At 67.1% G+C, this 21,773-nt stretch carries 24 protein-coding genes; 7 read left to right on the plus strand and 17 right to left on the minus strand.

Annotation, left to right across the window (positions count from 1 at the left end; genetic code table 11):
• Position 1 precedes the first annotated feature (1 nt).
• The 11 genes from ACOTSS_RS13040 to ACOTSS_RS13090 form a co-directional block, all read right to left on the minus strand.
• Complete coding sequence (locus ACOTSS_RS13040; RefSeq protein ID WP_095387262.1) at positions 2-382, minus strand: VOC family protein; 381 nt, start codon at positions 380-382, stop codon at positions 2-4.
• Positions 383-505: 123 nt separating this feature from the next.
• Positions 506-1,378: a formyltetrahydrofolate deformylase gene (gene purU, locus ACOTSS_RS13045; RefSeq protein ID WP_448688557.1), complete on the minus strand. Its 873-nt coding sequence runs from the start codon at positions 1,376-1,378 to the stop codon at positions 506-508.
• A 1-nt stretch (position 1,379) separates the two neighbouring features.
• Positions 1,380-1,766 carry a VOC family protein gene (locus ACOTSS_RS13050; RefSeq protein ID WP_448688558.1) on the minus strand — a complete coding sequence of 129 codons (387 nt, stop codon included), beginning with the start codon at positions 1,764-1,766 and terminating at the stop codon, positions 1,380-1,382.
• A 16-nt stretch (positions 1,767-1,782) separates the two neighbouring features.
• Positions 1,783-2,895, minus strand: a complete 1,113-nt coding sequence (locus tag ACOTSS_RS13055) for an S-(hydroxymethyl)glutathione dehydrogenase/class III alcohol dehydrogenase (protein ID WP_448688559.1) — start codon at positions 2,893-2,895, stop codon at positions 1,783-1,785.
• Between the two features lie 658 nt (positions 2,896-3,553).
• The gene (locus tag ACOTSS_RS13060) at positions 3,554-4,069 is read right to left on the minus strand and encodes an SUKH-4 family immunity protein (protein ID WP_448688560.1); all 516 of its coding nucleotides are present in this window, start codon (positions 4,067-4,069) and stop codon (positions 3,554-3,556) included.
• A 50-nt stretch (positions 4,070-4,119) separates the two neighbouring features.
• Positions 4,120-5,499 carry an L-serine ammonia-lyase gene (locus tag ACOTSS_RS13065; RefSeq protein ID WP_448688561.1) on the minus strand — a complete coding sequence of 460 codons (1,380 nt, stop codon included), beginning with the start codon at positions 5,497-5,499 and terminating at the stop codon, positions 4,120-4,122.
• Between the two features lie 206 nt (positions 5,500-5,705).
• The gene (locus ACOTSS_RS13070; RefSeq protein ID WP_448688562.1) at positions 5,706-6,320 is read right to left on the minus strand and encodes a superoxide dismutase; all 615 of its coding nucleotides are present in this window, start codon (positions 6,318-6,320) and stop codon (positions 5,706-5,708) included.
• A gap of 102 nt (positions 6,321-6,422) precedes the next feature.
• Positions 6,423-8,111 carry a cisplatin damage response ATP-dependent DNA ligase gene (locus ACOTSS_RS13075; protein ID WP_448688563.1) on the minus strand — a complete coding sequence of 563 codons (1,689 nt, stop codon included), beginning with the start codon at positions 8,109-8,111 and terminating at the stop codon, positions 6,423-6,425.
• Entirely contained in the window at positions 8,108-9,136 is a 1,029-nt protein-coding gene (locus tag ACOTSS_RS13080) for a ligase-associated DNA damage response exonuclease (RefSeq protein WP_448688564.1), read from the minus strand. Before ACOTSS_RS13080 ends, ACOTSS_RS13075 begins: the two co-directional genes overlap by 4 nt.
• Before the next feature lie 25 nt (positions 9,137-9,161).
• Positions 9,162-9,896 carry a Crp/Fnr family transcriptional regulator gene (locus tag ACOTSS_RS13085; protein ID WP_448688565.1) on the minus strand — a complete coding sequence of 245 codons (735 nt, stop codon included), beginning with the start codon at positions 9,894-9,896 and terminating at the stop codon, positions 9,162-9,164.
• 11 nt (positions 9,897-9,907) lie between these two features.
• Positions 9,908-11,308, minus strand: coding sequence for a GAF domain-containing protein (locus tag ACOTSS_RS13090; RefSeq protein WP_448688566.1), 1,401 nt, complete (start codon positions 11,306-11,308; stop codon positions 9,908-9,910).
• A 345-nt stretch (positions 11,309-11,653) separates the two neighbouring features.
• On the opposite strand from ACOTSS_RS13090, the gene ACOTSS_RS13095 reads away from it, so the two are divergent.
• Positions 11,654-12,445, plus strand: a complete 792-nt coding sequence (locus tag ACOTSS_RS13095; protein WP_448688567.1) for a response regulator — start codon at positions 11,654-11,656, stop codon at positions 12,443-12,445.
• Positions 12,446-12,529: 84 nt separating this feature from the next.
• Here ACOTSS_RS13095 and ACOTSS_RS13100 read toward each other — a convergent pair whose 3' ends face one another.
• The gene (locus tag ACOTSS_RS13100; RefSeq protein ID WP_448688568.1) at positions 12,530-13,147 is read right to left on the minus strand and encodes a sigma-70 family RNA polymerase sigma factor; all 618 of its coding nucleotides are present in this window, start codon (positions 13,145-13,147) and stop codon (positions 12,530-12,532) included.
• A gap of 133 nt (positions 13,148-13,280) precedes the next feature.
• On the minus strand, positions 13,281-13,688 hold the full coding sequence (locus ACOTSS_RS13105; protein ID WP_448688569.1) for a BLUF domain-containing protein: 408 nt from the start codon (positions 13,686-13,688) through the stop codon (positions 13,281-13,283).
• Between the two features lie 184 nt (positions 13,689-13,872).
• Here ACOTSS_RS13105 and ACOTSS_RS13110 point away from each other — a divergent pair, with 184 nt between their 5' ends.
• The 4 genes from ACOTSS_RS13110 to ACOTSS_RS13125 all read left to right on the plus strand — a co-directional run bounded on the left by ACOTSS_RS13110 (position 13,873) and on the right by ACOTSS_RS13125 (position 17,211).
• Positions 13,873-14,124 (plus strand): NepR family anti-sigma factor, encoded by a 252-nt coding sequence (locus tag ACOTSS_RS13110; RefSeq protein WP_448688570.1) that lies wholly within the window; start codon positions 13,873-13,875, stop codon positions 14,122-14,124.
• Complete coding sequence (locus ACOTSS_RS13115) at positions 14,121-14,753, plus strand: sigma-70 family RNA polymerase sigma factor (RefSeq protein WP_448688571.1); 633 nt, start codon at positions 14,121-14,123, stop codon at positions 14,751-14,753. Before ACOTSS_RS13110 ends, ACOTSS_RS13115 begins: the two co-directional genes overlap by 4 nt.
• 408 nt (positions 14,754-15,161) lie before the next feature.
• Positions 15,162-16,334, plus strand: coding sequence for a PQQ-dependent sugar dehydrogenase (locus ACOTSS_RS13120; RefSeq protein WP_448688572.1), 1,173 nt, complete (start codon positions 15,162-15,164; stop codon positions 16,332-16,334).
• A 124-nt stretch (positions 16,335-16,458) separates the two neighbouring features.
• Complete coding sequence (locus ACOTSS_RS13125; RefSeq protein WP_448688573.1) at positions 16,459-17,211, plus strand: esterase/lipase family protein; 753 nt, start codon at positions 16,459-16,461, stop codon at positions 17,209-17,211.
• A gap of 4 nt (positions 17,212-17,215) precedes the next feature.
• Here the strand turns inward: ACOTSS_RS13125 and ACOTSS_RS13130 are convergent, their stop codons facing one another.
• Positions 17,216-17,734, minus strand: a complete 519-nt coding sequence (locus ACOTSS_RS13130; RefSeq protein WP_448688574.1) for a GNAT family N-acetyltransferase — start codon at positions 17,732-17,734, stop codon at positions 17,216-17,218.
• Positions 17,735-18,081: 347 nt separating this feature from the next.
• Here ACOTSS_RS13130 and ACOTSS_RS13135 point away from each other — a divergent pair, with 347 nt between their 5' ends.
• Together ACOTSS_RS13135 and ACOTSS_RS13140 are read left to right on the plus strand one after the other, a co-directional pair.
• The gene (locus ACOTSS_RS13135; RefSeq protein ID WP_448688575.1) at positions 18,082-18,714 is read left to right on the plus strand and encodes a class I SAM-dependent methyltransferase; all 633 of its coding nucleotides are present in this window, start codon (positions 18,082-18,084) and stop codon (positions 18,712-18,714) included.
• A gap of 258 nt (positions 18,715-18,972) precedes the next feature.
• The gene (locus ACOTSS_RS13140) at positions 18,973-19,302 is read left to right on the plus strand and encodes a hypothetical protein (RefSeq protein WP_448688576.1); all 330 of its coding nucleotides are present in this window, start codon (positions 18,973-18,975) and stop codon (positions 19,300-19,302) included.
• Here the strand turns inward: ACOTSS_RS13140 and ACOTSS_RS13145 are convergent.
• From ACOTSS_RS13145 to ACOTSS_RS13155, 3 genes are all read right to left on the minus strand, one after another.
• Positions 19,299-19,781, minus strand: a complete 483-nt coding sequence (locus ACOTSS_RS13145) for a GNAT family N-acetyltransferase (protein ID WP_448688577.1) — start codon at positions 19,779-19,781, stop codon at positions 19,299-19,301. The two genes, ACOTSS_RS13140 and ACOTSS_RS13145, sit on opposite strands and share 4 nt — an antisense overlap.
• Entirely contained in the window at positions 19,778-20,176 is a 399-nt protein-coding gene (locus ACOTSS_RS13150; protein ID WP_448688578.1) for an acyl-CoA thioesterase, read from the minus strand. The genes ACOTSS_RS13145 and ACOTSS_RS13150 overlap by 4 nt, the downstream gene beginning before the upstream one ends.
• A gap of 151 nt (positions 20,177-20,327) precedes the next feature.
• Positions 20,328-21,575, minus strand: coding sequence for a threonine ammonia-lyase (locus tag ACOTSS_RS13155; RefSeq protein WP_448688579.1), 1,248 nt, complete (start codon positions 21,573-21,575; stop codon positions 20,328-20,330).
• Positions 21,576-21,773 lie beyond the last annotated feature (198 nt).

The raw sequence follows: 21,773 nt of genomic DNA on the forward strand, positions 1-21,773 counted from the left end.
GTCAGCCCAGCCGGTGCAGCGCGCAGAGCTTGTTGCCGGCGGGATCGCGCAGATAGGCGAGATACATCTTCATGCCATTGCCCTCGCGCACCCCCGGCGGATCTTCGATCGCGGTGCCGCCCGCTTCGACGCCCGCCTTGTGCCACGCATCCGCCTGTTCGGGATTGGCCATCGCAATGCCGATGGTGCAGCCATTGCCTGCCGTCGCCGGCTGGCCGTCGATCGGCGCCGTGACCAGGAACATCCCGCCATTGTGAATGTAGATCAGGCGACCCTTCTCGTCCTGGATGGCTGGTTTGCCGCCGATGGCCTGAAAGGTCGCGTCGTAGAATTTCCTCGAGGCGTCGAGGTCGTTCGATCCGACCATATTGTGACTATACATGATGTCCGCTCCTCCGGTTTTGGTTGCGAATCGATACCTACCCTGCCCCGCCGGTCAGGACCAGCCGCCATGATGTTTTGCATTCCCCGAAAATGACGAACCCGAAAGCGTAGCGAGCCCGCCCTAGCGGAACACCACCGTCTTGCGCCCGTCGATCAGCACCCGCTGCTCGGCGACCCAGCGCACCGCGCGCGCGAGAACCTGCGCCTCGATATCGCGGCCGGTGCGGATCAGGTCGTCGACCGACTGGCGGTGGTCGACGCGCTCGACCGCCTGCTCGATGATCGGCCCCTCGTCGAGGTCGCCGGTGACGAAATGCGCGGTCGCGCCGATCAGCTTGACCCCGCGCTCGTGCGCGCGGTGATAGGGCCGCGCGCCCTTGAAGCCGGGCAGGAAGCTGTGGTGGATGTTGATGCAGCGCCCCGCGAGCTGTGCCGACAGGTCGCCCGACAGGACCTGCATATAGCGCGCGAGCACCAGATAGTCCGCCTGCCCCCGCGCCATCACGCCCAGGATCGCGGCCTCTTGATCAGCGCGATTGGCGTCGCTGACCGGCAGATGATGGAAGGGCACGCCGTGCCATTCGGTCAGGCGGCGCTGATGCTCGTGGTTCGAAACGACTCCGACGATGTCGATCGCGAGATTGCCGGTCGACCAGCGGTGGAGCAGGTCGTTGAGGCAATGGCTGCCCTGCGACACCGCGATGACGAAACGCGGCTTGACGGCGCGGTCGCTGATCCGCGCGTCCATGGCGAAGCGCGCAACGATCGGCGCGAAAGCCGCCTGCACCGCCGCCAGCCCTTCGGGAAAGCGCGGCCCCGCGCCGCGAAACTCGACGCGCATGAAGAAGCGGCCCGAATCGAGGTCGGCATATTGCTGGCTGTCGAGGATGAAGCCGTCGTCCTCAGCGAGCAGCCCCGTCACCGCGGCGACGATGCCGACCCTGTCCTCGCACGCCAGCGTCAGGATATAGCGCGCAGCCGCCGCGGGATTCATCTCAGCCCGAAATCTTGTGGAAGGCGCAGAGCTTGTTGCCGGCGGGATCGCGCAGATAGGCGAGGTAGAGCACACGCCCCTCGGTCGCCTGGCGAATGCCCGGCGGATCCTCGGCGGTCGAGCCGCCGTTCGCGAGGCCCGCGGCGTGCCACGCGTCGACCGCCTCGGGCGATGCCGCGAGCAGGCCCAGCGTATGGCCGTTGCCGCACGCCGCCGCCTCGCCGTTGACCGGCCGCGTGATGAGCAGCCGGCCGCCGCCGTGCGCATAGATCAGCCGCCCGCGCTCGTCGACCCGCCCCTCGGGCACGCCGAGCGCCCCGAGCACCGCATCATAGAAATTCTTGGTCGCGGCGATGTCGTTCGCCCCCAGCGTCACATGGCTGAACATGTCCTGTGCCTCCGCTTCAGTAGACGACGACGCTGCGGATGCTCTCGCCCGCATGCATCAGGTCGAAGCCCTTGTTGATCTCTTCCAGCCCCATGACATGGGTGATCATCGGGTCGATCTCGATCTTGCCGGTCATGTACATGTCGACGATCTTCGGCACGTCGGTGCGGCCCTTGGCGCCGCCGAAGGCGGTGCCGCGCCAGTTGCGCCCGGTGACGAGCTGGAACGGCCGCGTCGCGATCTCCTTGCCCGCCTCGGCGACGCCGATGATGATCGAGGTGCCCCAGCCGCGGTGACAAGCTTCCAATGCGATGCGCATCACTTCGGTGTTGCCGGTCGCATCGAAGGTGTAGTCGGCGCCGCCATCGGTCATCTGCACGATCGCCGCGACGACATCCTCGCGGCTCATGCCCTTCGAGTTGAGGAAGTCGGTCATGCCGAACTTGCGGCCCCATTCCTCTCGGGTCGCGTTGATATCGACACCGATGATCCGGTTCGCCCCGGCAAGCCGCGCTCCCTGGATGACATTGAGCCCGATGCCGCCGAGCCCGAAGACGACGACATTGTCGCCGACCTGCACTTTTGCCGTGTTGATGACCGCACCGACCCCGGTGGTGACGCCGCAACCGATGTAGCAACTCGACTGGAAGGGCGCGTCCTCGCGAATCTTCGCGACCGCGATCTCGGGCAGCACGGTGAAGTTCGAGAAGGTCGAGCAGCCCATATAGTGAAAGATCGGCTGGCCCTTGTACGAAAAGCGCGTCGTGCCGTCGGGCATCAGCCCCTTGCCCTGAGTGGCGCGGATCGCGGTGCAGAGGTTGGTCTTGCCGCTGAGGCAGCTTTTGCACTGGCGGCATTCGGGGGTGTAGAGCGGGATGACATGGTCGCCGGGGACGACGCTGGTCACGCCCGCGCCGACCTCGCGCACCACGCCCGCGCCCTCATGTCCCAGCACGCTCGGGAAGATGCCCTCGCTGTCGAAACCGTCGAGCGTGTACGCGTCGGTGTGGCAGATGCCCGTCGCCATGATCTCGACCAGCACCTCGCCCGCCTTCGGACCCTCCAGGTCGAGTTCGACGATCTCGAGCGGCTTCTTCGCTTCGAACGCAACGGCGGCGCGGGTCTTCATCGGCGGTCTCCTTCTCGGCGCTCCCAATCAGGCAAACGCAGCGGCAATGCAAGATGCGAGGCGCGCGTTCCCAACCTTCGTCATGCTGAACTCGTTTCAGCATCCATGGCCCGGCGCTCTCCGGCCAGCACGGCGCCAATTGTTTTTCGCACAAAGCCACAAAGCCACGAAGATGTTGCGCCAGCCGCGAGGCGGCTTTCTCTTGCGGCGGTGCGACCAGCCGCACCGTTGATGGAGGAACGGGCCTGTCGACCCAGGCCCTCTTCTTTGTGGCTTTGTGGCTTTGTGCGAAACAAAAAACGCAGCACCGAGGGACAGGTCAGACCATGGACCCTGAAACAAGCCTGTCCTGAGCCTGTCGAAGGGTTCAGGGTGACGAGAATGGAAAAGTCGTGCGCCTCTCACGCCCCCCTCCCTTTCGTCACCCCGGACTTGATCCGGGGTCCATTCAAACCAGCGCCGGATCAATGGATCCCGGATCAAGTCCGGGATGACGATGAAATAGAGTTGCGCTCGCCTCGCTCCTCGATCCGCTCCGCCCGCAGGAGGAGCCGATCTGGGCCGTCTATCCGCAGCGCCGCCGCCTGCTGCCGAAGGTCTGGTGCTGATCGACAAGCTGCGCGAGGAATTGCCGGGGGCGTTGCGGCGGAGTGAGGCGCTATAGGCAGAGCAATTCGCCCGCCCACATTTGATTTGGACGCAGGCATTGTGGGTCAAGTTTTCGCAGGAAGTCTGCAAACCTTTGCCGCAAAACTTCAGGAAGCTCTCCATCGAAATCCGCATCCTGCGATGCTTCGGCAATCAACTCCCGATAGCGAAGCAAGGCTTCCGCAAGCGTCGCAACATCCTTGTTTACGTAACTCGCTTCGAAGCCTCTATCATGATCGAGAAGGAGGGCCGTACCTTCAGCATCGAGCACAATCGGATTGCCACTCCCATCCGATCCAATCGGCAGACAAGAATTAAGATGCTCTGGGAGGACTCCTTCTGGCACCCAATCAAGAGAACTCTTACCGAAGCTCAGGCAAGGTGCCGCTTCGGTCGGCAATCCGGCAGTCGTAAGAAAATGCTCTGCTTCATCCGGCACTTGTGAGACCGTGAAATCATCAGCAGCATAGCGATAGACCGTGTCTCCGCCCGCTTCCCAAGCAGCCTTGAAATCTTGCGCGTTCATGATTGCGTTATGCGAACTGTTAGATGCACTGGCAACCAGCTACTCTACTCTCAACACTCCACCACACTAACCGCCAGCCCGCCCTTCGACGTTTCCTTATATTTGTCGCGCATGTCGCGCCCCGTCTGCAGCATCGTCGCGATCACCGTGTCGAGGCTGACGACATGCGTGCCGTCGCCGATCATCGCGATGCGGCTCGCGTCGATCGCCTTGATCGCGCCCATCGCGTTGCGCTCGATGCACGGGATCTGGACAAGGCCGCCGATGGGATCGCAGGTCAGGCCGAGGTTGTGCTCCATGCCGATCTCGGCGGCGTTCTCGACCTGCGCGTTGGTGCCGCCCAAGGCCGCCGTCAGCCCCGCTGCCGCCATCGAACAGGCGACGCCGACCTCGCCCTGGCAGCCGACCTCGGCGCCCGAGATGCTGGCGTTGCGTTTGTATAATGCGCCGATCGCGCCCGCGGTCAGGAGGAAGGTACGAACCCCTGCCGCGTCGCCGCGATAGCTGCGGCGGTAATAGCGGATCACCGCGGGGATGATCCCCGCCGCGCCGTTGGTCGGCGCGGTGACGACCTTGCCGCCCGCGGCATTTTCCTCGTTCACCGCCATCGCCCACAGGTTGATCCAGTCCATCATCGCCATCGGATCGGACAGGTTCGCCTCGTGCCGTTCGCGGATGTCGGCGGCAATCTGCGGTGCGCGGCGCTTCACCTTCAGCCCGCCGGGGAGGACGCCCATGCTGCTGCATCCCGCGTCGATCGAGCCGTCCATCGCCGCGGCGATGGTGTCGAGCCCCGCGTCGACCTCTTCACGGCTGCGGTGGACGAGTTCATTGTCGAGCATCATCTCGGCGAAGCTTTTGCCCGACGCCGCGCCCATGCTCAGCAGATCGGCGCCCGAGGTGAAAGCGTGAGGAAGCTCGACCTCATCCTCGGCACCGCGGCTGTTGCGCCCCGCCTCGTCCTCGTCGACCACGAAGCCGCCGCCGATCGAGAAGTACATGCGCTTCGCCAATATCTCGCCGTCGCCGTCGCGGGCGGTGAAGCTGAGCGCGTTGCTGTGGAAGGGCTGGCGCTGCTTCATCTGGAAATGCAGGTCGCTCGCGGGCTGGAAGCGGACGCGCTGGCGGCCGAGCAGATAGAGGAAGCCCTCGCTCGCCGCGCGGTCCCAATGCGCCTTGATCGCGGCGAGGCTGGTCGAGGCGGGGATCTCGCCCGCGAGCCCCGCGACGACCGCGGTATCGGCGGCGTGGCCCTTTCCGGTCAGCGCGAGCGAGCCGTAGAGGTCGGCCTCGACATGCGCGGTTTTGGTCAAGAGGTGCTGCTCGTCGAGCCAGACAGTGAAACGCCGTGCCGCCACCATCGGCCCGACCGTGTGCGAGCTCGACGGACCGACGCCGATCTTGAACAGTTCGAAGAGGCTGATCGTCATGGCGGCGCCTATAGAGGATGAAGCCGCGTCACGATAGAAGCCAATGCCTCCCCCTCGACGGGGGAGGCAGCGAGACTTGCGAACTTGTTCGCTAGTCGCAGCGGAGAGGGTGACAGCGACGCCGCATCACCCTCTTCCAACTTCGCCTAGCCGCTTCGCGGCAAGGCTACATATCCTTCCCCCGTCAAGGGGGAAGGATGGCATCGTCAGGCCGGGTAGGTCCAGGTGCCGCCGCGCGCGAAATTCTCCGCGGCGAAGTCCCAGTTCAGCAGTTCGTCGACCACCGCATTGACATAGTCGGGGCGGACGTTCTTGCGGTCGATGTAATAGGCGTGCTCCCACACGTCGACGACGAGCAGCGGGGTGATGCCGGCGGTGAGCTCGGTGCCCGCGTCGTGGGTGTCGGTGACCGACAGCGCGCCGTCGCGCGAGACGAGCCACGCCCAGCCCGACGCGAAATGGTTGACCGCGGTGTCCTTCAGCTTCTTCTTGAGCTCATCGAGCGAGCCGAAGTCGCGGTCGATCGCGGCGGCGAGATCGCCCGCGGGGGCGGTCTTCGTCGGCGACATGCTGTTCCAGTAGAAGGCGTGGTTCCACGACTGGGCGCTGTTGTTGAACAGCCCCTTGTTGCCCGACCCTTCGGCGTGGTGGATGATTTCCTCGAGGCTCTTGCCCGCAAGATCGGTGCCCTCGATCGCGGCGTTGACCTTGTCGACATAGGCCTTGTGATGCTTGCCATGATGCGTCGCGAGCGTGTCGGCCGAGATATGCGGCGCTAGCGCGTCCTGGGCATAGGGCAGCGGCGGGAAAGCGATCGTCATGGCAGTCTCCATTTTCTTTTGCAGATGGCCCCTTAACTCGGCCCTTCCCCCGGCGGTTGCAAGCCCCCCGAAGGGCAATTTTTCCTTCCCCGCCTTCAAATCTCACGTCACCATCGCGCGCAAGGTCGCGATGCGGTCGGCCTCTTCGGCGGGCTTGTCGCGGCGGATGCGCGAAATGCGCGGGAAGCGCATCGCGAGGCCCGACTTGTGACGCTTGGAGGCGTGGATCGAATCGAACGCGACCTCGAGCACCAGCGCCTTCTCGACCTCGCGCACCGGGCCGAAGCGATCGATCGTGTGATCGCGGACGAACTTGTCGAGCCATTTGAGCTCCTGATCGGTGAAACCCGAATAGGCCTTGCCGACCGGCAGCAGCTCGCCCGCGTCGGTCCAGCAGCCGAAAGTGTAGTCGGAATAGAAGCTCGCGCGCCGCCCGTTGCCGCGCTGCGCATACATCATCACGCAATCGGCGACGAGCGGAGCGCGCTTCCATTTGTACCAGAGCCCGGCGCGACGGCCCGCGACATAGGGCGCGTCGCGGCGCTTGAGCATCACGCCCTCGATCGCGGCGTCGCGGGCGCCGGCGCGCAATTCCGCAAGTTCGTCGAAATGCGCGGCCTCGATCACCGGCGACAGGTCGAAATGGCTGACGGCGAGGCGCGGCACGAAGGCTTCGAGCTGCCGCCGCCGCTCGGTCCATGGCAGGCCGCGCAGGTCGCCCCCGTCGACGGCGAGCAGGTCGTAGACACGAACGAAGGCCGGATAGTCGGCGAGCATCTTCTTCGTCACCGTCTTGCGTCCGAGCCGCTGCTGGAGCGCGTTGAAGCTCGCCGCGCCGCCCTCGGCCCCGCCCTGCGCCTCACCCCGCACCAGAAGCTCGCCATCGATCACCGCATCCTGGTCGAAGGCGGCGAGCAATTCGGGGAAGGCAGCGCCGATCTCCTCGCCGCCGCGGCTGTAGAGGCGCGTCTCGCCGCCGCCACGGACGAGCTGGACGCGAATGCCGTCCCATTTCCATTCGGCGGCATAGTCGGCGAGGTCGATGCTCTCGTCTTCGAGCGGATGCGCGAGCATGAAGGGGCGGAAGAAGGCGACGTCGGCGAGGTCGGGCCGCGGCGCCCTCCCCTCGCCCCAGGCGAAGAGCGGCGCATAGGGCGGCGGGATCGCGTGCCACAGCTCCTCGACATCGTCGATCGCGACGGCGAAGGCCTGCGCGAACGCCTGTTTCGCGAGCCGCGCAGACACCCCGACGCGCATCCCGCCGAGCGCGAGCTTGAGCAAGGCGTAGCGGCCGTCGACGTCGAGCCGGTCGAGCAGCGACGCGAGGATCGCGGGGGCGTCGCTGCGGGTGGCGGCGGAGAGAGCGTCGACGGCCTGGGTGACACTTAATCCGCCCTCCTCTTCAGGGGCGAGCAGCGAGACTTGCCAGCTTGCTGGCTTAGTCGCAGCGGGTGGGGTCCATCGGCCTTGTGCAAGGCCGATGGACCCCACCCCAACCCCTCCCCTGAAGGGGAGGGGCTTTTCAGGCCACAACAGCGCCGCCGTTTCCGCCGTATCGCCGACGAGGTGGCGCGACAGGCGGAACAACTCCTCATCCACCCGCGAAGCCAGCAGCGCGCGCACCGTTCCCGCCTTCACCGCCGGAAAATCGAGTGCGCCGGTCAGCGCCGCGAGCGCCCAGCCGCGGTCGGGATCGGGGGTGTGCTTCAGATAATCGACGATCAGCGCGAGCTTGCTGTTGCGCGAGCGCGTGTAGACGAGCCGGTCGATCAGGGCCGCGAAGCGTTTCACGCCCCCTCCTCCCCACCCTCATCTTCAACGTCGCGGCCGACGAGGTGCAGCGCGCGCGCCTTGCGCTGGGTCAGCTCGCACCAGCGCAGCAGACCTCCCTCGCTGCCGTGGGTGATCCAGCTTTCCCGCGGGTTCACCTCGGCGATCGTCGCGGTGAGTTCGTCCCAGTCGGCGTGGTCGGAGATGATGAGCGGCAGCTCGACCATCCGCTGCCGCGCCCGCTGGCGCACGCGCATCCAGCCCGAGGCCATGGCGGTGACCGGATCGGGGAGCCGCCGCGACCAGCGGTCGTTCAGCGCCGAGGGCGGCGCGAGGATGATCTGCCCCGCCATCTCGGCCTTGTCGCTCTCGCCAACGAGCCGCAGGTCGCCGAGGTCGACGCCATGCACCGCATAAAGCCGGCACATCTTCTCGAGCGCACCGTGGATATAGATGGGCGCCGTCCACCCGGCGGCGCGCAGTTCGGCGATCACCCGCTGCGCCTTCCCCAGCGCATAGGCGCCGACAAGCACCGAACGGTCGGGCTCGGCGCGCACCGCGGCGAGCAGCTTGGCGATCTCGCCCTCGGTCGGCGGGTGGCGGAACACCGGCAGGCCGAAGGTCGCCTCGGTGATGAAGATGTCGCACGGGACCACTTCGAAGGGCGCGCAGGTCGGGTCGGGACGGCGCTTGTAGTCGCCGGTGACGACGATCCGCTCGCCGCGATATTCCATCGCGATCTGCGCGCTGCCGAGGACGTGGCCGGCGGGGTGGAAGCTGAAGCGCACCCCGCCGCGCTCGAACCCCTCGCCGTAGGGAAAGGCGGCGTTACGGGACGCCGCCGCGTCGACGCCGTAGCGAAGCGCCATGATCGCCAGCGTCTCGGGGGTCGCGAATACCGCATGATGCCCGCTGCGCGCATGGTCGGCATGGCCGTGGGTCACCGCCGCGCGCTCGACGGGGCGCGAAGGATCGATCCAGAGGTCCGCGGGCCGCACGTAGAGGCCATGCGGATGCGGTTCGAGCCAGGGCCTCGCCTTTGCCATCAGGCCGTGGACGGCCGGGCGTGGATCACCGTCCCAGCCGCATGCGGAAGGCGTCGAGGTGGAAATAGCTCGGGTCGAAATCGCACATCTGTGCCAGCGCATCGGGTTCGAGGAAGCGGATCCACTGCCGGTTCGTCTCGATATAGCCCGCGCGGACCAGCCGCCGCAGCACGCGGTTGGTATGGATCGGGGTCAGCCCCAGCGTGTCGGCGATCTGCGTCTGGGTCAGCGGCAGGCGCAGCGTGTCGGCGCCTGCCTGGTTGACGATCTGGGCGCGGCGATGGAGTTCGAGCAGCAGGTGTCCGATGCGCTCCTGCGCACTCTGCCGGCCATTGCGGATGATCTGTTCGCGCAGGAACGCCTCTTCCTGCACCTGCGTCCACCAGAAGGCCATGGTCAGCGCGCCCGACCCCGCCAGCATCGCGCGCACCGCGCCGGGCGACATCGCATAGAGCGATCCCGCGGTGACCGTGACGACACTATGGTCGGCCTCCGCCGCGACCAGCACCTGCAGGTCGAAGATGTCGCCGGGAAGCAGGATATTGAGGATCTGGCGGCGCCCGTCCTCGAGCGTCTTGAAGCGCGCGGCCCAGCCCTCACGCATCACCAGCACCGCGTCCATCGCCTGGCCCGCGGTGATGATCTCGCTGTTCGCGGCGAAGCTGCGCACCTTGCCGCCGAGCCGCGCCAGCGCCTCGCGCTCGCCGTCGCCGAGGTCGCTGTAATATTGCAGCCGCGCGATCAGCGCTTCGAGGGCCATGTCGCGCGCGCCTACGCTTCGCGCCACCGCGCGGGCAGCGCGATCTCGACGACCAGACCCGTCGGCTCCCAGCGGCGCTCGATCGTCCCGCCCAGATTGTTCCGCACGCTGCGTTCGATCAACAGCGTGCCGAAGCTGGTGCGTTCGGGCGCGGAAACCTGTCCGGGAGCGCCGCCCTCCTTCCAGATCATGTGGAACTGCCGGTCCTCGCTCTCGTCGGGGTCGTGCGACCAATGGACTTCGACCGTGCCGTCCTCGGCCGACAGCGCGCCATGCTTGGCGGCGTTGGTCGCAAGCTCGTTGAACAGCAGCGCCATCGCGACCAGCGCGTTCTCAGGGAGCAGCAGGTCGGGCCCCGACCAGCGCACGCGCGGAAAGGCCGCCTCGACCTCGCGCATCAGCGCGTGCATCGACCCGGTCATGAAATTGGCGCCGAGCAGGACGTTCTGCGCCCGGTTGAGCGCGTCGAGCCGGCTGCTGATCCGCTCGACATAATCCTCGACATCGCGCGCCGAATGGCGGGTCAGCGAGATGATCGCGCCGACCGTCGCGAACAGGTTGCGCATCCGGTGGTGCAGCTCTCGCATCAAGAGATTGGCGTTTTCCTGCCGGCTTTTCTGTTCGGTGATGTCGACGTTGATCCCGGTCAGGATCGCCTCGTCGCGGCGCACGTCCCAGTCGGCGCGGCCCGCGAGCCAGCGCACGCCGCGTTCGGGATGCACGACGCGAAACTCGCTGGCATAGGGCGTGCCATTGTCGATCGCCTCGTCGAGCGCGGCGCGCACCAGCGGCCGGTCGTCGGGATGGATGCGATCGAAGACGCCGCCCAGCGATGCAAGCGCGGTTTCATAATCGGCGCCCCACAATTCGGCGACCGCGCCGCGCCAGTGCATCGCGTCGTCGTTCACATGGAGCTGCCAGATCGCGATGCTCGAAAAATCGAGCGCGCGTTCCAAAATATATCGCGCCTCGTCGCGCTCGACCGCGGTACGGCGCAATTCGGCCTCGGCCATGATGATCGCCGCGAAATCCTCGAGCCGCTCGACCTCGCGCGCGCCGAGCGGCGGCCGGGTCTTGCGGTCCATGATGCTGAGGGCGCCCAGCACCACGCCATTATAGGCGCGCAGCGGCACCCCGGCGTAGAAACGGATACAAGCGTCGCCGGTGACCAGCGGATTATCGCGAAAGCGCGGGTCCTGCGTCGTGTCGGGGACGACCAGCGCCCGGTCGTCGGCGATCACATGGCGGCAGAAACCGATGTCGCGCGGGATTTCTGTGAGGTCGAGGCCGTGCGCCGACTTGAACCACTGCCGGCTATCGTCGACGAACGAGACGAGCGCGATCGGCGCGTCGAACAGGTCGGCGACCAGCTTGGTGACGCGGTCGAACGCCGCTTCGGGCCCGCTGTCCATGATGCGATATTCGCGAAGGGTCCGCAGTCGCCGGCGCTCGTCAAGCGACGCATCTCTCTCCCCACCGTCCGCCACTTGCCGCCCCTTGCCTCCTGCCGGCGCCTTTGCGCCGCTCTGTTCCCGGGGCCGCTGTGCCATGAATCGGGTCCCTACAAAAGCATGGTCGCCCGCTTGCGGGATTAATCGGGCGATTTCCGACCTTTCCCGCGCGAGCCTCAAACGTCCCGCCCTTTTCTACGCATCCGCGTCCGACAAGTTGCAGGCCGAGGCCGCGCTTTTTTGGTCCCGAAACGGAACCCCGTGCCGCAAGGCCGCGTATGAAAAACTCCAGAGGGAGGTCCATGCATGACGTTGGGAGACGAAATCCGCGGACATCTGCCGTTCCTGCGCCGCTACGCGCGCGCGCTGACCGGCAGCCAGCAGCACGGCGACAATTTCGTTCACACGCTGCTCGAAGTGATCGTCGCGGCGCCCGAGGAGTTCGGTCACGGCCCCGGCACGCGGATCGCCCTCTACCGCGCCTTCCACCGCATCTGGGAAAGCGCCTTTCTCGCCGACGGCGAGGGGTCGGATGAAGAGGATCCGCTGGTGCGCGCCGCGAATCGCCGTCTCGCCCGCATCACGCCGCTGGCGCGCCAGATCCTGCTGCTCACCGCGCTCGAAGGCTTTTCGACCGAAGACGCCGCCGCGATCACGGGCACCGATACGGCGACGGTCGAAGCGCTGCTCGCCGAGGCGGTCGACGATCTCGACCGCGAGACGCGGACCTCGGTGCTGATCATCGAGGACGAGCCGCTGATCGCGATGGAACTCGAAGCGATCGTCCGCGGCCTCGGCCACGAGGTCGCAGGAGTCGCGACGACGCATGAGGATGCGGTCGCGGCCTTCGAGGATACCGACGCCGGCCTCGTCCTCGCCGACGTCCAGCTCGCCGACGGATCGTCGGGGATCGACGCGGTGCAGGACATATTGGCGCGCGCGCCGGTGCCGGCGATCTTCATCACCGCCTTTCCCGAACGGCTGCTCAGCGGCAATTGCGTCGAGCCGACCTTCCTGATCTCCAAACCGTTCCGCGAGAATACGGTACGCGCCGCGATCAGCCAGAGCCTGCTCTTCACCCCCGAGCTGGCGGCCTGACACCAACTCAAAGAGCCGCGCTTGCGTCCCATCGCCTTGGGTCCCCGCTTTCGCGGGGACACGCGGCTGTTTGACAGGATAGTCTCAATCCCCCGCCGGTCCGTTCGCGGTCAGGTCGTCGACCTTGTCCATGATCGCCGCGAAGGCTTCGCTCGCGGGCAGTTCGTCCTCGCTGCGCAGCGGCATCTGGCCGCCTTCCAATATGTCCTGCAGCGCGGCGCGGGCGCGCGAGACGCGGCTTTTCATCGTGCCGATCGCGCAGCCGCAGATCGCCGCGCCTTCCTCGTAGCTCAGCCCGCCGGCCCCGATCAGCACCAGCGCCTCGCGCTGGTCGACCGGCAGCATCATCAGCGCCCGCTGCACGTCGGCGAGGTGCAGGCTGTCGTCCTGATCGTCGGGCGCGACCAGCATCCGCTCGGCCGCGAGTTCGTCATAGTCGGCGGTGAATTTCTTGCGCCGCATCTGCGACAGGAAGCAGTTGCGCAGGATGACGAAAGCCCAGCTCTTCATGCTCGCGGGGCCCGGAACATATTGCGCGCGCGCCTTCCACGCCTTCAGCATCGTTTCCTGCACCAGGTCGTCGGCGAGGTCGGCGTTGCCGGTGAGGCTGCGGCCGAAGGCGCGCAGATGCGGCAGCATCGCGGCCAGTTCGCGCTTGAAGCTCGCATCGTCGAGAGGCTGGGAGGGTGCGTCGCTCGTCATGACCGGCATCCGTTCGGACGCATCAGCGGCGCTGTGGAAAAACATCTCATCTTCGGGTGGCTTAGCGGGTGCCGCGGGCGTTGCAAAGCCCAACTATGTCCGCGGCCGGGAGGGGGATGCGCGCCGCCGCCGCTCACCTCTTCCTGCCGTCCCCGCTGCCGAGCGCCAGAAAATTGGTCAGCAGCTCTTCATCCTCCGGGTCGAGCCGGCCGCTCGCCGCGAGCCGCGCCAGATTCTCGTCATGGCTGCGGAACAGCGGGCTGTAGAGCATCGACCAGCCGGCGAATTCGCGTTCGGCGACCAGTCGGCGGCGGAGCTCGATCATCCCGTTGTGCCGCCGGTCGGCGCGGATGGCCGAAAGGCACATTTCGACCTTGTCGACCGGCCCTTCGAGCAGCTGCATGAAATTCTGTCCGTTGTAGATGAGCGCACCCGTCAGCCCGTCGCGCCTGTTATTGTCCCGCGCCCGGTCGACAAGCCGGTGGATATCCTCCCGGCCCAGGGCGGGATCGGCGACGCTGACATAGATGACCGATAGCATGTCGCGCGCCCCCTTCGGCCCGCAAGCAAAGCGGACCATTCGTCACCTTAGACCGCCACCCCGCGCGGCGCGCTAATCTGGGTTAGGGCACGGGCTTCCGCGCAACTGTGGTTTCTGGGCAACGCTTTGCGACGAAAATTCATAGGGCGTGGGAACTCGGGGCTTTTTCTGTCGTTGCTGGGACATGGCAACCCACGGCGAGAAAAGGATGAACGGCAACGGCGCATCGCCCGTGGTGGCAGACAATGCGCGCTGGCCGCGGGACCATTTCCCCGGCGTCGGCGGGGACGAATGGCATCGCGTCCTGACCGGCCGGCAGTCGCCCGAACCGATGAGCGCCAAATTGCGCATGATTTACGGCACGATCGTCGCCGAGGACCTGCCCGACCGCATGCTCGACCTTTTGTCCCGGCTCGACCAGAAACGTCCCGAATGACCCGTTCCCATGCTGCGGAGCAGCCGAAGGATGACGCCAGTCTTTCGGACCGCGAGTTCAAGACGCTGCTGGCAGACGTCATTCCCCATTTGCGCGCTTACGGCCGCAGCCTGTCGGGCAATCCCGACCTGGCCGACGATTTGACGCAGGACACGATGGTCAAGGCCTGGGCCTCGCGCGACCGGTTCGAGCGCGGCACCTCGATCAAGGCGTGGACCTTCGTCATCCTGCGCAACACCTTCCTGTCGCAGATGCGCCGCAACAAGTTTCGCGGCGAATATGACGAGGGCGTCGTCGAACGCACCCTCTCGACCCCGGCGGCGCAGGAGGATTCGGGCGAGATGGCCGATCTGCAACGGGGATTGATGGAATTGCCGCAGGACCAGCGCGAGGCGCTGATCCTCGTCGGCGCGGGCGGCATGTCGTATGAGGAAGCCGCCGCGATCTGCGACTGCGCGCTCGGCACGATGAAGAGCCGCGTGTCGCGCGCGCGGGCCGCGCTCGAAGAGATCATGGCGCGGGGCCAATTCTCGCAGAAACGCGCCGAGGCGCCCCCGGCGAGCGAGGCGATCGACGCGATCATGGACAGCGTCGAGACGATCGCGGCGCGGCGCGACGCGGGGCGCTAGGGTTCTGGTTGGCGTTTGGCTGTTTGCAAATGCCAGACGAATCACGATTTTCCTTCCCTTCGTCATGCTGAACTCGTTTCAGCATCCATGGCCGGGCCTCTCCTTCCGCGCCGCGCTGTATTCGACGGCAGGCCATGGACCCTGAAACAAGTTAGCGATTATCCCCTTCGAACAAGTAAGTGATCCCCGGCGAAAGCCGGGGTCCATACGAGGCAGGCGCACGCCATCTGGACCCCGGCTTTCGCCGGGGATCACCAGCTTCCTTGTCTTAAGGGGATGAACGCCAAACAAGTTCAGGGTGACGAATAATCAAGGATCTGGACAGGACAACTCCGGCCGCCTCTCGACTTTGGTCCGCGGTCGCGGCAAAATGCGCGCCTTTCCTTTCCCAGCAAGGCAAGCCTCCCCATGAAGACCCTCAAGACCTTCGCGCTCCCGGCCGCCTTCGTCGTCGCGGCCTGCTCTGCAGGCAGTTCCCCGAGCGCGGCGTCCGACACATCGGCGCTCGACGCATCGGGCGACCAGCCCGCGACCCCGCTCGCCGACGCGCCCTTCACCGTGCGGGAGGTCGCCAGCTTCGCCGAGCCCTGGGCGATGACCTTCCTGCCCGGCGGGACGCGGGCGCTGGTCACCGAGCGGGCGGGCAAGCTGAAACTCTGGCAGGCGGACGGCGCGACGCTCGATGTCGCGGGCGCGCCCGCGGTCGCCTATGGCGGCCAGGGCGGCTTCGGCGACGTCATCCTCGCCCCCGATTTCGCGGCGAGCGGCACCATCTATCTGAGCTGGGTCGAGGCCGGAGAGGGCGACAATTTCGGCGCCGTCGTCGGCAAGGCAAAGCTGGTCGATGGCGACGCGCCGAAGCTGGAGGGGCTGGAGATCATCTGGAAGCAGGACCCGAAGGTTCCGGGACGCGGCCATTTCTCGCACCGCCTCGCCTTTTCGCCCGACGGCCAATATCTCTTCATCACCTCGGGCGAGCGGCAGAAGTTCGATCCGGCGCAGGACATGGGCAAGAATCTGGGCAAGGTCATCCGGCTGAAGCCCGACGGCAGAGTGCCGGCCGACAACCCCTTTTCCGACAAGGGGGGCATCACCGCGCAAATCTGGTCGCTCGGCCATCGCAACCTGCTCGGCATCGCCTTCGACGGGACGGGGAAGCTGTGGCAGCAGGAGATGGGGCCGAAGGGCGGCGACGAGGTCAATCTGGTCGAGCGCGGCGGCAATTACGGCTATCCGATCGTGTCGAACGGCGACCATTATGACGGCAAGGCCATTCCCGATCATCCGACCCGTCCCGAGTTCAACGCGCCGAAGCTGTGGTGGAACCCGTCGATCTCGCCCGCGGGGCTCGCCTGGTACGGCGGTGACCTCTATCCCGGCTGGAAGAACAGCCTGTTGATGGGTGCGCTATCGGGCGAGGGGTTGATCCGGATGGGGATAGACGGCGACAGGCTGCACAAATCCGACCGCTGGGATTTCGGCACCCGCATCCGCGAGGTCGAGGTCCATGCGGACGGATCGGTGTGGCTGCTCACCGACGGCAAGAACGGCAAGCTGGTAAAGCTGGTTCCAAAGGGGTGAGCTTCTCTTTTCGTCACCCCGGACTTGATCCGGGGTCCCGCTTCCCCATCTCGGCGCGCTCGGCGCGGGGCAAGGGTAGCTGGATTCCCGCTTTCGCGGGAATGACGAATATGGGATGTGCCCCATGATGATCCGCGCCTTCCTCTCCCGCCGCGCCGAATGGCCGGCGCGCGTTCCCGATCCCGACGCGCCGCCGCGGCTCGCGCTGCTGTGGCGCGAGGCGGGCGGGCTGCTGCGCGCGATCGGCGGGCGCGTCCGCCCGCTGCCGCCCGAGCCCAACCCCGACAGCGAGCATCCGCCGGTGATGGTGCTGCCCGGCTTCCTGTCGGGCGACTGGGCGACCAAGGCGCTGCGCGCCGACCTGCGGCGCGCGGGGTTCCGCTGCTACGCCTGGGGTCTCGGCTTCAACCGCGGCGCGACGGCTGATATCATCGAGCGCATCGACGGCCGCGTCCAGTGGATCATCGACCGCACCGGCCATGCCCCTGCGCTCGTCGGGTGGAGCCTCGGCGGCATCTATGCCCGCGAATATGCCAAGCATCATCCGGGCAAGGTCGCGCGCGTCGTCACGCTCGGCTCGCCCTTTTCGGGCAGCCGCCGCGCCAATCGCGCGTGGCGCCTCTATCACCTGATCGCGCGCCATCCGGTCGACAATCCGCCGATCGACTTTCACCCCGCGCCGCGCCCCGAAATGCCGACCTTCGCGCTGTGGTCGGCGCACGACGGCGTCGTCGCGGTGGCGAGCGCGCGCGGGCTGCCGCACGAAAGCGACCGGCAGGTCGAGGTCGACTGCGGCCATATGGGCTTCGCCTATGCCCCCACCTCGGTCGCCGCGATCGTCCAGGCGCTGACCGACGAGGTCGGCGCACCCGGCTGACCGCTCAGCACACGTCGATGCGGTCGAGCGGCGCCGCGCGCCACGCGAACAGCATCCGCCCCGGACGCCGCCCCGCGAGCCCCGTCGACACGAAGCCGACGCGGCGCAACAGCGCGCGCGACCGCGCATTGTCGGGGTGGCATTCGGCGATGATCGAACAGCCGGGCCGCGACGCGGCGAGCGCATCGACGACCGCGCGCACCGCTTCGGTCGCGATGCCGCGCCCGCGCGCGCGGGCCGCGAACCAGTATCCGATCTCATAGTCGCGTCCCGCGCGGCGATGCACGCCGATCACGCCGTCGAGCCCGGCGCCGCCGGCGCCGCGCACCGCGTGGAAGACGTCGCCGCGGCCCGACCCCGCGATCAGCGCGCGGGCGTCGCTTTCGGTGAAGGGGGTCGGCAGGAAATCGACCTGCGACGTCACTGTTTCATCGGTGATCGCCGCAAGCCCGCGCGCGTCGTCGGCGGTAAGCGGCGCGATGCGGCAGCGGTCGGTGGACAGGGCAAGCAAGGTATCGGTCATGTCGCGTCTTCTTCAAAAAGCGCGCGCCGGGACGGAAGGGAGTATGATGCTGACCATTCGCCTGTCCGAACACGGCGGCGATGGTCACAGGATGATGCCATGCCGCTCCTAGGTAAAGGAGCGCCAATACGCCTTGAATCGCAGGGATCGGTCGTTGGTCATCGCGGCGGCGCCTATCAGCTTTGGCGGCGGCGATCAACGCCGAACGGGGCTCGATCGAGCCCTGTCATTGCGAGCGGAGCGAAGCAATCTCCAGCTACAGGCATAAACGAACGAGAGCTGGAGATTGCTTCGCTTCGCTCGCAATGACGATTCCATATGCCGTCATCCCGTTCTAATCCCCGCGCATGACCTCGCCCGACGCCACCGCCTTCATCCGCGCGCATCTTCCGATGCTGCCCGTCCCCGGCATCCCCGAAATCCGCCTGCACAAAGCGGTGCCGGCAAGCGGGGTCGGGCGTCTCGCGGGGGACGACGCCCCCTATTGGGCGCATCGTTGGGCGGGCGGGCTCGCGCTGGCGCGCTATGTCCTCGACCATCCCGAGAGCGTCGCGGGGCGGCGCGTGCTCGATCTCGGCGCCGGGTCGGGGCTGGTCGCGATCGCCGCGGTAAAGGCCGGGGCTCGGGACACCATCGCGGTCGACGCCGATCCCCATGCGCTCGCGGCGCTGGCGCTCAATGCGGCGGCCAATGGCGTGTCGCTCGACATTCGCGCGGGCGATGTGGCGAGCCTCGCCATCCCCGATGTCGACCTCGTCCTCGTCGGCGACCTCTTCTATTCGGGCGACCTCGCCGCGGCGGTCACCGCCTTCCTCGACCGCTGCCTCGATCGCGGCATCGAAACGCTCGTCGGCGACCCCTGGCGCCGCCCGTTGCCGCTCGCCCGCCTCGAGGAAATCGCGCGCTACGAGGTCGCCGAGATGGGGGCGGGCACGAAGGCGAGCGGGGTCTTTCGCTATTGCCGCGCCTGCGGAGCTTAAGGAGACAGTCGATTAGTGACATGCCTTGCCTCATAACTTTGTCATTCCCGCGAAAGCGGGAACCCAGAGCGGGCGTAGGCTGATCCCACGCTGGGTTCCCGCCTTCGCGGGAATGACGAAGAATACAACGGCAATTCCCTATCCCAGGGCCGGCGCCGTCTCTCCCCCGTACGGTTCGCGCTGGCGAAGCGGCGACCATCCGCATAAGAATGGCCTACGGCACCGAACGGACCGCGCCGACCGACAGGAGACCGCACCATGATCGCCACCTCGCTCGCCCTTCTGCTCGCCGCACAAGGCCCGGCGGCCGCGCCTGCGCTCTGTCCCCATGCGGTGATCGCGGGCGATGCGTCGAGGCGCAAGACGAGCGTCTATCGCACCCCGACGATCGCCGCCGGCAAGGTGGGGAAGCTGGGGCGCGGCACGCCCGTCTATGTCTGCGGGTCGCGCGGCGACTGGTTGTGGGTGCATTTCGCGCAGGGGCGCCACGCATGCCGCGGCACCGGGCGGGGCCTCGATGCCCGCTATGCGTCGACCTGCGCGAAGGGCTGGGTCGAACGGCGGCGCGTCGCGGTCACCACTCGCTAAACAAGGCACCGCATCAGATACGACCCCGGCCCATAGGGCCCCGTCTCGCCCGGCGCGGCGTCGTCGAACCCTTGCGCGCGCCAATAGCTGTCGGCGCCGTTCACCGCGACGAGGCGGATTTCGGTGCAGCCCGCGCGCCGCGCCTGGCGTCGGACGAAGGCGGTCGCCTCGACGCCCGCGCCCGTCCCGCGCGCCGCGGGAAGCAGCGCGATATCATGGAGATAATAGACCTCGGCGGGCGCGGGCAGCGCGCCGAGCGGCGCCCCCAGCTTCGGCACCGCGCCGCGATGCCAGGGATGGGTGACGAGAAAGCCCGCGACCGCGCCGTCCCGCTCGAAGATGCGGCAGCCCTCGGGATAAAGGTCGAGCCGTTCGGCATAGACCGTCCGCGGTTCGGTGAAGACGCCGTGCACCGCGTCGGAAATCGCGACGACCGCATCGAGATCCGCGGCGCGCATCGGGCGCCAGCCGCCGGTCATGGCGCCGCCAGGAAGGGCGCCACCACCGCCGCGGTCACCCGCAGCGGCCGCCCGCTCGCCTTGTCGAGCAGCGCCCACACCGTCCGCGCGCGAACATGGACGCGCCCGTCTGCGCCGGTGAATTCCATGAAGCGGTCGAACTTCGCGCCCTGCGGCGCATCGGCGACCCAGGTTCGCGCGGTCACGCGCTCGCCGGGGCCGAGCGCGCGCAGATAGTCGATCTCGTGCCGCACCACGACCCAGACATAGGCATCCTTGTGGCTCTGCGGCGCCGCGGCGTCCCAATGCGCGGTCGCGACCTGCTGGATCCACTGGACCCACACGGCATTGTTGACATGCCCGAGTTCGTCGATGGTGTCGGGGGTGGCGGTGAGGGAGAGGGTGAAGGATTTCATGTTTACGACCATAACAAGCCCCTCCCCTTCAGGGGAGGGGCTGGGGTGGGGTCTCGAACCCTTGCGCAAGGCCGATGGACCCCACCCGCTGCAACTAGGCAGCAAGCTGCCAAGTTTCGCTGCCCTCCCCTGAAGGGGAGGGCTTAACAAGCTACGCCAGCTCCACCGTGGTTACCATATAGCCCGCCTCGCGCAGCGCGGCGACGAGGCTGTCGAGATGCTCGCGGTCGCGCGCCTCGCATTCGATGTCGGTGATCAGCCCCTTCGCGGGCAGCGTCGTGAAGATGCGCTGGTGATAGATTTCGATGATGTTGACCTGCTTCTCGTCGAACAGCTTCATCACCTTGAACAGCGCGCCCGGCCGGTCCTGCAAGCGGATGCGCAGCCGCGCGATGCGGCCCGAGCGCGCGAGGTCGCGCAGCAGCACGTTGGCGAGCAGGCGCGTGTCGATATTGCCGCCGGTGAGCACGAGGCCGACCTTGCGCCCCGCGAATTCCTCTGGGTGTGCGAGCATCGCCGCGAGCCCCGCGGCGCCCGCGCCCTCGACCACCGTCTTCTCGATCTGGAGCAGCAGGCTCACCGCGCGCTCGAGATGGCGTTCGGCGACGAGGACGATGTCGTCGTTGAGTTCGGCCACCAGCTTGCGCGTGTAGGCGCCCGGTTCCTTGACCGCGATGCCCTCGGCGAGCGTGTCGCCCTCGCACGCCATGTCGACGCCGTTGAGTTCGGCGTACATCGACGGGTAGAGCTCGGCCTGCACCCCGACGAGGCGCATGTCGTTCTTGATGCCGCGCGCCGCGGTGCCCATGCCCGACAGCAGCCCGCCGCCGCCGATCGGGACGATCAGCGTGTCGAGCTCAGGCACATCCTCGAGCATTTCGAGCGCCACCGTCCCCTGCCCCGCGGCGACGTGCGGGTGGTCGAAGGGATGGACGAAGGTCAGCCCGCGTTCCTTTTCGAGCTCGCGCGCATGGGCATAGGCATCGTCGAACTTCTCGCCGAACAGGACGATCGTCGCGCCGTGGCTCGCGGTCTGCGACACCTTCACCTGCGGCGTCGACTTGGGCATCACGATGGTGACGGGGACGCCAAGCCGCTTGCCGTGATAGGCGAGGCCCTGCGCGTGATTGCCCGCCGACGCTGCGATCACGCCGCGCGCCTTCGCCTCGTCGTCGAGGAGGAGCAGCGCATTGAGCGCCCCGCGCTCCTTGTAAGCCGCGGTGAACTGCAGATTTTCGAACTTCAGCCAGACCTCGGCGCCGACCATCTCGGACAGCGTCTGCGAATGGAGGGTCGGCGTCCGCACGACCGCGCCGTTAATTCGCCCCGCCGCCGCGCGCACATCGTCCAATGTGATCGCCGGGAAGTCGGCGGCGGAGAGCGTTGCAAGGTCTGTCATAGCGCGCTGGCCCTAACGGCAAGCATCGCGAAGGGAAAGGCCGATTTAAGCCCCTCCCCTTCAGGGGAGGGGTTGGGGGTGGGGTCCATCGGCCTTGCGCAAGGGTTCGAGACCCCACCCCAACCCCTTCCCTAAAGGGGAGGGGCTTATTCCGTTCAGTGCTCTAGCGCCGTGGGCAAAGCATCTTTATGGACCGGG

The organism is Sphingopyxis sp. NJF-3 (genome assembly GCF_053514865.1).

Bases quoted from the DNA above. Each gene is read 5' to 3' on its own strand.
- ACOTSS_RS13040 (WP_095387262.1), bottom strand. From the start codon at position 382: ATGTATAGTCACAATATGGTCGGATCGAACGACCTCGACGCCTCGAGG.
- purU (WP_448688557.1), bottom strand. From the start codon at position 1,378: ATGAATCCCGCGGCGGCTGCGCGCTATATCCTGACGCTGGCGTGCGAG.
- ACOTSS_RS13050 (WP_448688558.1), bottom strand. From the start codon at position 1,766: ATGTTCAGCCATGTGACGCTGGGGGCGAACGACATCGCCGCGACCAAG.
- ACOTSS_RS13055 (WP_448688559.1), bottom strand. From the start codon at position 2,895: ATGAAGACCCGCGCCGCCGTTGCGTTCGAAGCGAAGAAGCCGCTCGAG.
- ACOTSS_RS13060 (WP_448688560.1), bottom strand. From the start codon at position 4,069: ATGAACGCGCAAGATTTCAAGGCTGCTTGGGAAGCGGGCGGAGACACG.
- ACOTSS_RS13065 (WP_448688561.1), bottom strand. From the start codon at position 5,499: ATGACGATCAGCCTCTTCGAACTGTTCAAGATCGGCGTCGGTCCGTCG.
- ACOTSS_RS13070 (WP_448688562.1), bottom strand. From the start codon at position 6,320: ATGACGATCGCTTTCCCGCCGCTGCCCTATGCCCAGGACGCGCTAGCG.
- ACOTSS_RS13080 (WP_448688564.1), bottom strand. From the start codon at position 9,136: ATGGCAAAGGCGAGGCCCTGGCTCGAACCGCATCCGCATGGCCTCTAC.
- ACOTSS_RS13085 (WP_448688565.1), bottom strand. From the start codon at position 9,896: ATGGCCCTCGAAGCGCTGATCGCGCGGCTGCAATATTACAGCGACCTC.
- ACOTSS_RS13090 (WP_448688566.1), bottom strand. From the start codon at position 11,308: ATGGACAGCGGGCCCGAAGCGGCGTTCGACCGCGTCACCAAGCTGGTC.
- ACOTSS_RS13095 (WP_448688567.1), top strand. From the start codon at position 11,654: ATGACGTTGGGAGACGAAATCCGCGGACATCTGCCGTTCCTGCGCCGC.
- ACOTSS_RS13100 (WP_448688568.1), bottom strand. From the start codon at position 13,147: ATGACGAGCGACGCACCCTCCCAGCCTCTCGACGATGCGAGCTTCAAG.
- ACOTSS_RS13105 (WP_448688569.1), bottom strand. From the start codon at position 13,688: ATGCTATCGGTCATCTATGTCAGCGTCGCCGATCCCGCCCTGGGCCGG.
- ACOTSS_RS13110 (WP_448688570.1), top strand. From the start codon at position 13,873: ATGGCAACCCACGGCGAGAAAAGGATGAACGGCAACGGCGCATCGCCC.
- ACOTSS_RS13115 (WP_448688571.1), top strand. From the start codon at position 14,121: ATGACCCGTTCCCATGCTGCGGAGCAGCCGAAGGATGACGCCAGTCTT.
- ACOTSS_RS13120 (WP_448688572.1), top strand. From the start codon at position 15,162: ATGAAGACCCTCAAGACCTTCGCGCTCCCGGCCGCCTTCGTCGTCGCG.
- ACOTSS_RS13125 (WP_448688573.1), top strand. From the start codon at position 16,459: ATGATGATCCGCGCCTTCCTCTCCCGCCGCGCCGAATGGCCGGCGCGC.
- ACOTSS_RS13130 (WP_448688574.1), bottom strand. From the start codon at position 17,734: ATGACCGATACCTTGCTTGCCCTGTCCACCGACCGCTGCCGCATCGCG.
- ACOTSS_RS13135 (WP_448688575.1), top strand. From the start codon at position 18,082: ATGACCTCGCCCGACGCCACCGCCTTCATCCGCGCGCATCTTCCGATG.
- ACOTSS_RS13140 (WP_448688576.1), top strand. From the start codon at position 18,973: ATGATCGCCACCTCGCTCGCCCTTCTGCTCGCCGCACAAGGCCCGGCG.
- ACOTSS_RS13145 (WP_448688577.1), bottom strand. From the start codon at position 19,781: ATGACCGGCGGCTGGCGCCCGATGCGCGCCGCGGATCTCGATGCGGTC.
- ACOTSS_RS13150 (WP_448688578.1), bottom strand. From the start codon at position 20,176: ATGAAATCCTTCACCCTCTCCCTCACCGCCACCCCCGACACCATCGAC.
- ACOTSS_RS13155 (WP_448688579.1), bottom strand. From the start codon at position 21,575: ATGACAGACCTTGCAACGCTCTCCGCCGCCGACTTCCCGGCGATCACA.